10 protein-coding genes and 2 tRNA genes are annotated in these 13,099 nt (G+C 70.6%); 5 read left to right on the forward strand and 7 right to left on the reverse strand.

Going from position 1 to position 13,099, the window contains the following annotated elements:
• Positions 1 to 16: 16 nt before the first annotated feature.
• The 6 genes from ACRVYW_RS10420 to ACRVYW_RS10445 form a co-directional block, all read right to left on the reverse strand.
• Positions 17 to 105 (reverse strand) — tRNA-Ser (locus ACRVYW_RS10420).
• 276 nt (positions 106 to 381) lie between these two features.
• On the reverse strand, positions 382 to 1,689 hold the full coding sequence (locus ACRVYW_RS10425) for an LCP family protein (protein WP_431804331.1): 1,308 nt from the start codon (positions 1,687 to 1,689) through the stop codon (positions 382 to 384).
• 50 nt (positions 1,690 to 1,739) lie between these two features.
• Positions 1,740 to 1,824 (reverse strand) — tRNA-Ser (locus ACRVYW_RS10430).
• A gap of 97 nt (positions 1,825 to 1,921) precedes the next feature.
• Positions 1,922 to 2,851, reverse strand: coding sequence for an HAD family hydrolase (locus ACRVYW_RS10435; RefSeq protein ID WP_431804333.1), 930 nt, complete (start codon positions 2,849 to 2,851; stop codon positions 1,922 to 1,924).
• Positions 2,848 to 4,116 carry a serine--tRNA ligase gene (gene serS, locus ACRVYW_RS10440; RefSeq protein WP_431804335.1) on the reverse strand — a complete coding sequence of 423 codons (1,269 nt, stop codon included), beginning with the start codon at positions 4,114 to 4,116 and terminating at the stop codon, positions 2,848 to 2,850. The genes ACRVYW_RS10435 and serS overlap by 4 nt, the downstream gene beginning before the upstream one ends.
• A 72-nt stretch (positions 4,117 to 4,188) precedes the next feature.
• Positions 4,189 to 6,030, reverse strand: a complete 1,842-nt coding sequence (locus ACRVYW_RS10445) for a phosphoenolpyruvate carboxykinase (GTP) (RefSeq protein WP_431804337.1) — start codon at positions 6,028 to 6,030, stop codon at positions 4,189 to 4,191.
• Between the two features lie 94 nt (positions 6,031 to 6,124).
• Between ACRVYW_RS10445 and ACRVYW_RS10450 the strand changes: the two genes are divergently transcribed.
• The 3 genes from ACRVYW_RS10450 to ACRVYW_RS10460 all read left to right on the forward strand — a co-directional run bounded on the left by ACRVYW_RS10450 (position 6,125) and on the right by ACRVYW_RS10460 (position 9,670).
• Positions 6,125 to 7,141, forward strand: coding sequence for a diacylglycerol/lipid kinase family protein (locus ACRVYW_RS10450; RefSeq protein ID WP_431804338.1), 1,017 nt, complete (start codon positions 6,125 to 6,127; stop codon positions 7,139 to 7,141).
• Between the two features lie 54 nt (positions 7,142 to 7,195).
• Positions 7,196 to 8,539: a cryptochrome/photolyase family protein gene (locus ACRVYW_RS10455; RefSeq protein ID WP_431804340.1), complete on the forward strand. Its 1,344-nt coding sequence runs from the start codon at positions 7,196 to 7,198 to the stop codon at positions 8,537 to 8,539.
• Between the two features lie 84 nt (positions 8,540 to 8,623).
• Positions 8,624 to 9,670 (forward strand): LLM class flavin-dependent oxidoreductase, encoded by a 1,047-nt coding sequence (locus ACRVYW_RS10460; protein WP_431804342.1) that lies wholly within the window; start codon positions 8,624 to 8,626, stop codon positions 9,668 to 9,670.
• Positions 9,671 to 9,719: 49 nt separating this feature from the next.
• Here the strand turns inward: ACRVYW_RS10460 and pheA are convergent, their stop codons facing one another.
• A complete protein-coding gene (pheA, locus tag ACRVYW_RS10465; RefSeq protein ID WP_431804344.1) occupies positions 9,720 to 10,694 on the reverse strand; it encodes a prephenate dehydratase in 975 nt (324 codons plus the stop codon).
• Positions 10,695 to 10,733: 39 nt separating this feature from the next.
• On the opposite strand from pheA, the gene ACRVYW_RS10470 reads away from it, so the two are divergent.
• Positions 10,734 to 11,387, forward strand: a complete 654-nt coding sequence (locus ACRVYW_RS10470; protein WP_431804346.1) for a hypothetical protein — start codon at positions 10,734 to 10,736, stop codon at positions 11,385 to 11,387.
• 61 nt (positions 11,388 to 11,448) lie between these two features.
• On the forward strand, positions 11,449 to 13,092 hold the full coding sequence (pgm, locus tag ACRVYW_RS10475; protein ID WP_431804348.1) for a phosphoglucomutase (alpha-D-glucose-1,6-bisphosphate-dependent): 1,644 nt from the start codon (positions 11,449 to 11,451) through the stop codon (positions 13,090 to 13,092).
• Positions 13,093 to 13,099 lie beyond the last annotated feature (7 nt).

Below are 13,099 nucleotides of genomic sequence, written 5' to 3' on the forward strand. Positions count from 1 at the left end.
AGGCTGGATCTCAGAGCGGAGACGGAGGGATTTGAACCCTCGGTCCCCGTAAGGGGACTCCACCTTAGCAGGGTGGTGCACTAGGCCTGACTATGCGACGTCTCCCGGCATCCGGCGACGAAACCGCACGGAGGCACCCGGCAATCATAGCCGCTCGCGCCCCGCGCACCGAACCGACAGCGGCACCAGGATGCCTCACACCCGCGAGACGGGACGTTCTTGCTGAGACGGGACGCGCGACGTGCCGTCTCAACACAGACGTCTCGTGTCACGGGCAGGCGCGGCGGGGCAGGCGCGTCGGGCCCGATGGGCGGCCAGGCGCGACAGGCGGCCAGGCGCGACGGGCGGCCAGGCGCCCCACCCGGCGCCCCCCGCCGCGGGTCAGCGCTGCTTCTGCGTGCAGGTGACGTCCTTGGCCGTCTGACCGGGGATCGTCGAGGGCAGGGCGACAGACGTGGACGTCGGCTCGGGTGTGGTGGCCGGGTCGGCCGGCGCTTCCGTGGCGCCCGCGTCCGCCGTGGGGGTCGGCGCGGGAGTCCCGACGCCCGGATGCTCGGCCTGGCCGACCACCTCGGTTCCGTACCCGTCGCTCGTCGAGCCCGTGAGCTGCAGCGGCTGGTTGTTGGCAAGCGCCTCGAACAGCACGTCACCATCCGCCGTGAGCGGGACGACGCGATCGCCGCCGTCGGCGTAGGCGGTGGGGTACTGAACGAACACGATGTCCTCGTACGGCACGCTCTTCACAGCCATCGCGATCTGGACCATGCGCTGCGGGTTCGCGAGGGACTGGCTGAGGATGAGCTGCTTCTCGTTGACCTGCGTGACGGCGGTGGTGGCGAGGTTGAAGAGCGTCGCAGGATTGCTGAGCACACCGTCGGACTGGAGCTTGCGCACCATCGAGCTCATGAACTGCTGCTGGTTCGAGATGCGACCGAGGTCCGACCCATCGCCGATCCCGTGCCGGATGCGCAGGAACTGCAGCGCCTCGGCCCCCTCGAGCGTGTGGGTGCCGGCAGTCAGGTTGAGGCCCGTGTGGGTGTCACTGATGTCGTCGGCGACGCACACTTCGACACCCCCGATGGCATCCGACATGTTGATGACGCCGGTCCAGCGGATCGCTCCGGCGAACTGGATGTCGATGCCCGTGAGCTTCTCGACCGTCAGAACGGTGCAGTTCATGCCACCGTACATGTACGACGCGTTGAGCATCTGCGCGCTCATCGCGGAGTACTGCCGCCCGTCCTCCCCCGTGCACGCGGGGATCGGGACGATCATGTCGCGCGGGAACGAGACGACGGTGACGCGGCGCGGCTCGTCACTGATGTGCACGAGCATCGTGACGTCGTTGCGCTCGCCTTCGGTGGTCTTCGCCTGACATGCCCCCGACAGTGCGGCGTTCGCGCCCTCGCACGAGTCCGTACCGATGATGAGCATGTTGACGCCGCCCTCGATCTCGCCGATCGACGGCGGGAGGGTGGAGGCGTCGTCGCCGTCGAGCGCGACCGCATTGTCCTCGACGGCACGCGCGGCATCCCATACGTAGAACGCTCCGACAGCAGTGACGCTGAGCACCACGACGACGACCATCGCACCCAGCACCGTCAGGACCTGGACGAACGGGTTCGGAGACGAAAGAACGCCGTGACGCGCGACGGGTTGCCGCCGTGCGCGATCGGTGCGTGCGCCCACGGGAATCCTTTCGAAAAGCCCCGGATGCGGTTTCGCCACATCCGGCAAAGCGGAGGGTGTGGGATTCGAACCCACGGGACATTGCTGCCCACTGGTTTTCAAGACCAGGTCCATCGGCCGCTCGGACAACCCTCCCTGCGGTGGCGTCGAGTCTAGTCGAGGACGCTCCATCATCCCGCCGACGCCTGAGCACACCCTGTATGGCGCGCCAGGAATGGGTTCGTGGATGGAGCTACAGAGCGCGCAACACGTCGGCGACGCCGCCGGCGTGCACGGATGCCGTGACCTCGCCCGCCTCGCCGCGGACCTCGTCGGGGCCCTGCCCCATCGCGATCGCGCGTCCGCCGTTCTCCCTCGCCCACCGGAACATGCCGACGTCGTTGCGACCGTCGCCCATGACGAGAACGCGCTCGGGCGGAACGCCCAGCCAGGTGCGCACGCGCTCGAGAGCGGTCGACTTGTCGACGCCCTCCGGCGCGATGTCGAGCCACGCCGACCACCCGACGGCGTACGAGACCTCGCTGAGGCCGATGCGCCCGACGAGCGCCAGGAAGTCCTGATCGGTCTCCTCCGGCGAGACGACGACGACGCGGCAGACGGGCTGCGCCGAGAGTCCCTCGAAGGTGACACGGCGGGCGTGGACGAGGTTCCAGTCGTCCATCGGCTCGGTGTAGAGCCGCTGTCCGTCGGCGAGTTCGACGAGGTAGCGGCCGTGCGGAAGGTGGTCGCGGAGCAGCCCCAGCACCTCGGTCGGGTCGAAGGTCTCGACGTGGAAACGTTCGTAGACGCTCTCTTCGCCGAGGTCTCCCCCGACACGCTTCATGATGACGGCGCCGTTGGAGCAGACCGCGTACTCGGGCGCGAGGGCGAGGACGTGTTGGATGCCTCGGGTGCTCTCCCACGACCGGCCGGTGGCGAGCATGACCTCGTGCCCCGCGCGGTGCGCGTGGGCGACGGCCTCGACGACCCCGGGGCTGAGCGTCTCGTCCTCGAGGAGCACGGTGCCGTCGACGTCGAGCGCGATGAGGAGCGGCCCGACTCCGACGGCCGGATCACCGGCATCCTCCGCGATCTCCTCGACGATCGCCGCCGCCTCGCGCTGCGGGACGACCTCGACCGATCCGGTCTCGGGAAGCGATTCGGGGAACTCGTCGGAGGTCACGCGACCGGCTCCGCGACCTCGAGCCCTCCCAGGTACGGCCGCAGCACCTCGGGGATGACGACCGAGCCGTCGGCTCGCTGGTGCGTCTCGAGGAGCGCGACGATCCAGCGGGTCGTCGCGAGCGTGCCGTTGAGGGTCGCGACGGGCGCGGTCTTGGCGTCGGGTGCAGGACGGTAACGCACGTCGAGACGACGTGCCTGGTAGGTCGTGCAGTTCGAGGTCGAGGTGAGCTCGCGGTAGGCATCCTGCGTGGGAACCCACGCCTCGATGTCGTACTTGCGCGCCGCGGATGAGCCGAGGTCGCCGGCGGCGACGTCGATGACGCGGTAGCTGAGTCCGAGGTCCTGCAGCATCTGCTCCTGCAGGGCGACGAGGCGCAGGTGCTCGGCCTCGGCATCCTCGGGCGTCGTGTAGACGAACATCTCGAGCTTGTTGAACTGGTGCACGCGGATGATGCCGCGAGTGTCCTTGCCGTACGACCCCGCCTCGCGCCGGTAGCAGGTCGACCAGCCGGCGTAGCGCTTGGCGCCGGCGGCGAGGTCGATGATCTCGCCCATGTGGTATCCGGCGAGGGGCACCTCGCTCGTTCCGACGAGGTAGAGATCGTCTGCCTCGAGGCGGTAGATCTCGTCGGCGTGCTGGCCGAGGAATCCGGTGCCGCGCATGACCTCGGGGCGGACGAGCGTCGGCGGGATCATCGGGATGAACCCGGCGTCGACCGCGCGCTGGAGCGCGAGCGACATCAGGGCGTACTCGAGGCGTGCGCCGATGCCGGTGAGGAAGTAGAAACGCGAGCCCGACACCTTCGTGCCGCGCTCCATGTCGATGGCGTCGAGCTTCTCGCCGAGGGCGAGATGGTCGAGCGGCTCGAAATCGAACGTCGGGGTCTGCCCGTGGGTGCGGAGCGTGACGAACGCCTCCTCACCGCCGGCGGGAACCCCGTCGATGACGATGTTCTCGATGCGCGAGAGCGCGGCATCCGCTGTCTCTTCCGCCTCGGTGACGGCGAGCTGCGCGGCCTTGACGCGGTCGCTGAGGTCCTTCGCCTGCGCGACGAGCGCCGGCTTCTCGTCCTTCGGCGCCTGCGCGACCTTCTTGCCGTGCGCGTTCTGCTCGGCGCGGAGCTCTTCGTACGCCGTGAGAGCCGCACGGCGGGCGCGGTCGGCGGCGACGGCCTCGTCGACGGTGTCGGGCGACTCGCCGCGTGCCACCTGCGAGCGCTTGACGAGGTCAGGGTTGTCGCGGAGCAGTGCCAGATCGATCACGGGTCAATCCTAGTTAGGTGGATGCCGACGATCGCGGGCGGTCGATCCGGCGTAGACGCCCGGCCATCCGCCTCACGTCGGGTCGGCGTTCATCTCCCAGTGCGTCGGCGAGCGCCACAGCGCGCTCGTGGTCAGCGAGCGCACCCCTTCCATCTCCTTCGGCAGCCGGTTGTACAGCTTCATGAAGAGGGCCTCGACGTCGAGCAGCTCGTCCGACCAGTCGCGCCGGTTGATCGCCATGCACTGGAAGAACTCCTCCTCGGAGAAGTCGAGACCGGTCCAATCGATGTCCTCGTACCGCGGCATCCACCCGATGGGGCTCTCGAGCCCGAGCGCCCGCCCCCGGGAGCGGGCGACCATCCACTGCAGCACGCGCATGTTCTCGCCGAACCCGGGCCAGAGGAAGTTGCCCTCCTCGTCGCGGCGGAACCAGTTGACCTGGAAGATGCGGGGAGGGTTGCGGAGCTTGCGCCCGAACCCGAGCCAGTGGTTGATGTAGTCGCCCATGTGGTAGCCCGCGAACGGCAGCATCGCGAACGGGTCACGGCGGACGACGCCCTGCGCGCCCGCCGCAGCGGCGGTCGTCTCCGAACCCATCGTGGCGGCCATGTACACGCCGTAGGCCCAGTTGAAGCTCTGCACGACGAGCGGGATCGTCCCCGCACGGCGCCCGCCGAAGACGAACGCGCGCACCAGCACGCCCTGCGGGTCGTCCCACGACTCGTCGAGGGCGGGGTTGAGGGTCGCGGGCGAGGTGAACCGCGAGTTCGGGTGCGCCGCCTTGGTGCCCGACTCGGGCGTCCAGTCGTTCCCCTGCCAGTCGATGAGGTGCGCGGGCTTCTCCTTCGTCATCCCCTCCCACCACACGTCGCCGTCGTCGGTGAGGGCGACGTTCGTGAAGATCGTGTCGGAGCGGAACGATTCCATCGCGTTCGGGTTCGTCTCGTAGGACGTCCCCGGAGCGACGCCGAAATACCCGGCCTCGGGGTTGATCGCGTAGAGCCGCCCGTCCTCGCCCGGCTTGATCCAGGCGATGTCGTCGCCGACGGTCGTGACCTTCCATCCGGCATCCGTGAACGCCGGCGGCGGCACGAGCATCGCGAAGTTCGTCTTGCCGCACGCGCTCGGGAACGCCGCCGCGACGTAGGTCTTCTCACCCTCGGGGTCGGTCACGCCGAGGATCAGCATGTGCTCGGCGAGCCACCCCTCATCGCGCGCCATCACGGACGCGATGCGCAAAGCGAGGCACTTCTTTCCGAGGAGCGCGTTGCCGCCATAGCCCGACCCGTACGACCAGATCTCCCGCGTCTCGGGGAAGTGCACGATGTACTTCTCGTCGTTGCACGGCCACGGCACGTCCTCCTGGCCCGGCGCGAGCGGCGCGCCGACGGAATGCACGCAGGGGATGAACTCGCCGTCCGCGCCGAGCACGTCGAGTGCGGGGCGACCCATCCGCGTCATGATCTTCATGCTCACGACGGCGTAGGGCGAGTCGGTGACCTGCACGCCGATCTGGGCGATCGGCGAACCGAGCGGACCCATGCTGAAGGGGACGACGTACATCGTCCGCCCTTCCATGCACCCCTGGAACAGGCCCTTGAGGGTCGCGGCCATCTCCCGCGGGTCCATCCAGTTGTTGGTGGGCCCGGCGTCCTCCTCGCTGCGTGAGCAGATGAACGTCCGCTCCTCGATGCGCGCCACGTCGCCGGGATCGCTGCGCGCGAGGAAGCTCCGAGGCCGCTTCTGCTCGTTCAGGCGGATGAACGTCCCCGCCTCAACCAGCTCCTCGCACAACGCGGCGTACTCCTCGTCGGAGCCGTCGCACCAGTGAATCGCCTTCGGCGTGCACAGGCGCGCCATCGATGCGACCCAGGCGACGAGCTCCTCGTTCTCGACCCAGTCCGGTGTGTCCATGCCTCGAGCATCCCCCCGTAGCGTGCCCGCGCGCCACCGTCAACGGCGGAAAAATCCGGAGTTCTTACCGTTCCGTTCCCGGTAGGGTGGCCGCATGCCCCGCTCCGACACGGACGACACCGCGCCGGGCGCGGTGCGTCACGCGGCACTGATCTACAACCCGATCAAGGTCGACGCCGACGCACTGCGCGCCCTCGTCACGGAGCACGCCGCCGAGGCGGGCTGGGGTGAGCCCCGCTTCTACGAGACGACCGTGGAGGACCTCGGCGACGGCGTGACGCGCGAGGCGTTGGATGCCGGAGCGGAAGCGGTCCTCGTCGCCGGCGGCGACGGCACCGTCCGCGCAGTGAGCGAGGCGATGGTCGACTCCCCTGTGCCGCTGACGATCCTCCCGAGCGGCACCGGTAACCTCCTCGCCCGGAACCTGCACCTCCCCCTCGACGACGTCGCGATCATGGTCGCGGCGACCTTCGCGGGCGACGTGCACGGCATCGACGTCGGGTTCGCCGAGTTCACCCGGCCCGACGGCGAGCGTGAGGAGCGCGCCTTCGTCGTCATGGGCGGCATGGGGCTGGATGCCGCGATGATCGCGAACACCTCGGGGGACCTCAAGAAGAAGGTCGGCTGGGTCGCGTACGTCGACGGGGCGGCGCGATCGCTCGTGAAGGCGAAGCCGTTCACGCTCATGTACCAGGTGGAGGGGCACCGCATGCACCGCGCGAACGTGCAGAGCGTTCTGTTCGCGAATTGCGGGTCGCTGCCGGCGGGGCTCGAGCTGATTCCCGAGGCATCCGTCGCCGACGGCGACCTCGACATCGTCATCTTCCAGCCGAAGACCGCGTTCGGCTGGCTCGCCGTGTGGCGGCGCGTCGCGTGGGACAACAGCGTGCTCCGACGCTTCCGCGCGGGGCGGAGCATCCTGCGCCTGCGCACGAAGGACAACTCGGTGCGCTACGCGAAGGGCCCCGCGGTGCAGGTCGCGACCGGCGAGCCCCAGCCGGTGCAGCTCGACGGCGACGAGTTCGGCGAGGCGACGGCCGTGAACGTGAGGCTCGCGCCGCGCGCCCTGCAGCTCGCGGTACCGTCGGGCCACACGTCGCCGAACCTCTGACGCACCGCCGTCAAGGGGGTGCGGGCGCGTGCGCCGCCCCGGCACGATGAGAGCATGAGCTCCCCCTCGATCGTCTGGTTCCGCGATGACCTGCGCCTCGCCGACCACCCGGCGCTCCGAGCCGCCGCCGACCGCGACGAACCGGTGATCGGCGTGTACATCCTCGACGAACAGTCCCCCGGCATCCGCCCGCTCGGGGGCGCCGCGAAGTGGTGGCTGCATCATTCGCTCACCGAGCTCGGCGAGAGACTCCGTGAGAAGGGCGGGGGGTTCGTCCTCCGCCGCGGCGCCGCCGCCGATGTCCTTCCGGCTCTCGTCCGTGACACGGGCGCGGGAGCGGTCTTCTGGAACCGCCGCTACGGCGGCGCCGAGCGCGATGTCGACGCCGGGCTCAAGGAGTCGCTGCGTCGGGACGGCGTCGAGGTGTCGTCGTTCCAGGCGTCGGTCCTGTTCGAGCCGTGGACCGTCCGCACCGGCGCGGGCACGCCGTACGGCGTTTTCACCCCGTTCTGGAAGGCGTGCCGACAGCTCCCCGCGCCGCGGAACCCGGTGTCCGAGCCGCGCGAACTGGCGCGGCCGCGGAGCCTTCCGGCATCCGACGACCTCGACACATGGCGCCTGCTGCCGACCGATCCCGACTGGGCCGGCGGCCTGCGCGAACGGTGGACGCCGGGCGAGGTCGCCGCGAAGGCACGACTGCGCGAGTTCCTGCGCGAGGATGCCGCAGGCTACGACCGCGCCCGCGACGAGCCGTCCGCCGGCGCCACCTCGCTCCTCTCCCCTCGTCTGCGCTGGGGCGAGCTCAGTCCCTTCGAGGTCTGGCACGCCGCCGTGGCGTCAGAGGAGAGGGTCGGCGGCTTCCTCTCCGAGCTCGGCTGGCGCGAGTTCGCGTGGCACACGCTCTTCCACTTCCCCGACCTCGCGACGAAGAATCTCCGCAGCGCGTTCGACGCGTTCCCGTGGCCGCGCCTGAAGCCCGCGATGCTCCGCGCCTGGCAGAAGGGCGAGACCGGCGTCCCGCTCGTCGACGCCGGGATGCGAGAGCTCTGGAGCTCGGGCTACATGCACAACCGGGTGCGGATGGTGACGGCATCCTTCCTCATCAAGAACCTCCTCATCGACTGGCGGCGCGGCGAGGAATGGTTCTGGGACACGCTCGTGGATGCCGACGAGGCCAGCAACCCGTTCAACTGGCAGTGGGTAGCCGGATCGGGCGCAGACGCGGCGCCGTACTTCCGGATCTTCAACCCCGAGCTGCAGGCGCAGAAGTTCGACCCGCAGGGACTCTACGTGTCGGAGTGGGCGCCGGACTCCGCCGATCGCGAGCCGATCGTCGACCTCGCCGAGACCCGCCGAGCCGCCCTCGACGCCTACGAAGCGGTCAAGCGCGCCGGGTGAAGGCCGGGTGAAGGCCGGGTGAGCGGGGGTGATCCGGCCGAGGCCGGCGGAATTCCTGGGGAGGCGCGCGGGTTGGAATCGGTGATGACCCCCGCACTCTCCGTCCTCGACCTCGTCTCCGTCCGCACCGGGCAGACCAGCGCCCAGGCGATCGCCGCCTCGCTCGCCCTCGCTCAGCGCGCCGATGCGCTCGGCTACACCCGCTACTGGTTCGCGGAGCACCACAACATGCCCGCCGTCGCATCCACGACGCCGCCCGTGCTGGCCGCTGCGGCCGCGAGCCGCACCGAACGGATTCGCGTCGGGTCGGGCGGCGTCATGCTGCCGAACCACTCGCCGCTCATCGTCGCGGAGCAGTTCGCGGCGCTCGAGGCGATCGCCCCCGGCCGCATCGACCTCGGCATCGGGCGCGCGCCCGGCAGCGACCCGGTGATCACGCAGCTCCTCCGGATGTCGGGGACGACGAGCGAGGTCGACCGGTTCCCCGACCACGTCCGCGACATCCTTGCGCTCACGTCCCCCGAGGGGGCCGGGTACCGCATCGGGGGACGCCCCGAGGGGAACGACGAGTATCGCGTGCATGCGACCCCGTCGGCCGAGGGACGCCCCGAGCTCTGGCTGCTCGGATCGTCGGACTACTCGGCGCAGCTCGCCGCGGCGTTCGGCCTGCCGTACGTTTTCGCGAACCACTTCTCCGGCGAGGGCCTCGACCGCGCGCTCGATCTCTACCGCCAGAACTTCCAGCCGTCGGCGCACCTCGACGCGCCCCGCACCTTCCTGACAGCGAACGCCGTCGTCGCGCCGACGCTCGACGAGGCGGAGGAGCGCATGCTTCCGCAGGCGCGGATGATGGCGCGGCTGCGCACCGGCCGGCCGCTCACGGCCCTTGAGGCGGTGGAAGAGGCGCGGGATGCCGAGGCGAGCGACCACCTCGCCGCGCCGGTGCTCGGGGCGATGCGCGAGCGCTGGTTCGTCGGCGAGCCCGCGGAGACCCGCGCCCGTCTGGTCGCGTTCGCCGCGCGTCACGGCGTCGGCGAGATCATGATCTCGCCGGTCGCGGGGGCGTACGCGTCGGAGCCGCTGGATTCCGCCGACGGCCGCGTGCAGACGCTGGAGCTCCTGGCGGGTTAGGGCGTTTCGACGCGCTCCGCTCGCTCGACGACCGGAGGGACGCGGGGCGTCAGTCCTGCGGCGCGCCGGAGATGAGGCCGCGCAGCCAATCCCGCGCCTCGATGAACACCTCGTCGGAGTACCGCTCCGGGTAGTGCACGATCTGCCGGTCGGCGCGCGGGTACGACCCGAGGTAGATGACCTTCGGGCTGAAACGCCGCAGGCCCAGGAGCGCGTCGGCCATCCGCTCGTCCTCGATGTGCCCGTCGGCGTCGATGACGAACCGATAGCGGCCGAGGGCGTCGCCGACGGGGCGCGAGGCGAGGAGCGACAGGTTGATGCCGCGCGTCGCGAACTGCTCGAGCAGCTCCAGCAGCGCGCCCGGGTACTCCTCGGGCAGCTCGACGATGAGCGACGTCTTGTCGGCGCCGGTCGGCGCGGGCGCCGGCACGGTGCGGCTCACGAGCACGAAACGGGTCACGGCGTTCGCGTTGTCGCCGATCTTCTCGGCGAGAAGCTCCAGGTCGTAGTGCTCGAGGATGCCGGGGGGTGCGATCGCGGCATCCGCATCGCTCACACCGTCGACGATCCCGACGGCCGACGCCACGTTGGATGCCGCGGGCAGGTGCGCGTGCTCGGGCAGGTGCTCGGTCAGCCAGTGCAGGCACTGGGCGTAGGCGACGGGGTGCGCGGCGACGAGCTTCACGTCCTCGATGCGCACGCCGGGCCGCGCGACGAGCACGAAGTCGACGGGCACGAGGTACTCCCCCACGATCCGCAGGCCCGGCATGGTCGCGAGGGCGTCCTGCGCCGTCGAGACCCCGCCGTCGACGGAGTTCTCGATCGCGATCATCGCGGCATCCGACCGCCCCTCGACGACGTCCGAGAGCGCCTCGCCGACGTTGCGCACCGGTCGCCAGATCTGGTCGCGCGCCTCGGGCACCTGGCTGAGCGCGGCCTCCGTGAAGGTTCCGGCGGGCCCGAGGTAGCTGTAGGCGCGGCGGGTCGGGACGGATGCCGCGGCATCCACAGGCTCGGGGGTCACCCGCTCAGCCTAGTCAGGGCATCCCGTACTGTGGAGCGCATGACCGGCCGCCTCGCCTCCGCGCTCGCTGTGACCTCCGCCGCCCTCCTCGCGCTCACCCTCGCCGCGTGCGCGCCCGAGGCGTCGCCGAGCCCGAGCGGTTCGGCGTCGGGGACGACGAAGCCCAGCGCGACCGGCTCGGCGAGCGCGAGCGGATCGGCGACTCCCTCGGAGGCTCCCACCTCGGCCCCGCCCGCCGCCGCCGACTGCCTCCCCGGCACGTGGGTCATGGACCAGGCGAGCCTCGACCGCTTCTACGGCGACGTCAATGCCGCCCTCTCGGGCGCCGGCGTGAGCTTCACCCCGAAGGGGTCGGCGGAGCTCACCCTCGGCGCCGACGGCGCCTTCTCGTGGGCTCCCGCGCTCGAGCTCACCGCCGAGGTCGCCGGCACCCCGATCGTCGTCACGGTCGGCGGGTCGACCTCGGGCACGTACACGGCGACCGCCGACCGACTGACGAGCGACACCGTGTCGGCGGACGGACTGGAGGTCTCCGCCACGATCGACGGTGCCCCGACGGATGCCGGTGAGCTCAGCGACCAGGTCGCGAGCGCCCCCGTCGCCGATTCGGCCTACACGTGCGAGGGCGACACCCTCACCCTCGTGTCCGAGATCGGCGGCTCGCCGGCGAACTCGGTGTTCACCCGGCGCTGAACCGGCCGCGCCCGCGAGGTTCGGTCGTGCCCGCGAGCCGCGTCAGTGCCAGACTGAAGCCATGAGCCGCGCAGGACAGCCCGCCGAAGCATCCGACCTCATCGACATCGATGAGCTGATCGCCGCCTACTACGACCGGAAGCCCGACGTGTCGATCCCCGCGCAGCGGGTCGTCTTCGGCACGAGTGGCCACCGCGGCTCGAGCCTGTCGACGAGCTTCAACGAGGACCACATCCTCGCGACGACGCAGGCCATCGTCGACTACCGCACGTCGCAGGGGATCTCCGGCCCCCTCTTCCTCGGGCGCGACACGCACGGCCTCTCCCGTCCCGCGGAGCGGACGGCGATCGAGGTGCTCGTCGCGAACGGCGTCGATGTGCGCGTCGACTCCCGCGATTCGTGGGTACCCACCCCCGCGCTCAGCCACGCGATCCTGACGTACAACGCCGACCACGGCAACCACGATCCGGGGCGCGCCGACGGCATCGTCGTGACGCCGTCGCACAACCCGCCGCGCGACGGCGGGTTCAAGTACAACCCTCCGCACGGCGGCCCCGCCGACACCGACGCGACCGGGTGGATCGCCGACCGCGCCAACGCCCTCATCGCCGCAGGCCTCGGCGGCGTGCACCGCACGCGCTTCGCCGACATCGACACCGAAACGCTCGGCACCTACGACTTCCGCGAGCACTACGTCGCGGCGCTCGGGAGCATCATCGACGTCGCGGCGATCCGGAAGGCGGGCGTCCGCATCGGTGCCGACCCGCTCGGCGGTGCGTCGGTCGAGTACTGGGCGCTGATCGGCGAGCGGTACGGGCTCGACCTCACGGTCGTGAACCCCGAGGTCGACCCGACGTGGCGCTTCATGACGCTCGACTGGGACGAGAAGATCCGCATGGACCCGTCGTCGCCCTCGGCGATGGCATCCCTCATCGCCCACCGGCATGACTACGACATCCTCACCGGCAACGACGCCGACGCCGACCGGCACGGCATCGTGACGCCCGACGCGGGTCTCATGAACCCGAACCACTACCTCGCCGTCGCGATCGACTACCTGTACGGCCACCGGCCGCAGTGGTCGGCGGATGCCGCGGTCGGCAAGACCCTCGTCTCCTCGATGATCATCGACAAGGTGGCGGCGGCCCTCGGGCGGACGCTCCTCGAAGTGCCGGTCGGGTTCAAGTGGTTCGTGCCAGGTCTGCTCGACGGGTCGGTCGCCTTCGGCGGCGAGGAGTCGGCGGGTGCGTCCTTCCTCCGGTTCGACGGCACCGTCTGGACGACCGACAAGGACGGCATCCTGCTGTGCCTGCTCGCCTCGGAGATCCTCGCGGTCACGGGCAAGTCCCCGTCGCAGCGCTATGCGGAGCTCGAGACCGAGTTCGGCGCGTCGGCCTACCAGCGCGTCGATGCGCCCGCGACGCCGGCGCAGAAGGCGCAGCTCGCGCAGCTGTCGCCGGATGCCGTGACCGCGACCGACCTGGCCGGTGAGCCCATCACGGCGAAGCTCTCGCACGCCCCCGGCAACGGCGCACCGATCGGCGGCCTGAAGGTGCAGACCGAGCACGCCTGGTTCGCCGCGCGCCCGTCCGGCACGGAGGACGTCTACAAGCTGTACGCCGAGTCGCTCCGCGGCCCCGAGCACCTCGCCGAGGTGCAGGCCGAGGCGCGCGCCGTGGTCGCCCAGGCACTCGGGGATCAGTGACGCGCGC

It is taken from the genome of Microbacterium sp. bgisy203 (assembly GCF_965345155.1).
In the GTDB taxonomy this organism is placed as follows: Bacteria; Actinomycetota; Actinomycetes; order Actinomycetales; family Microbacteriaceae; genus Microbacterium.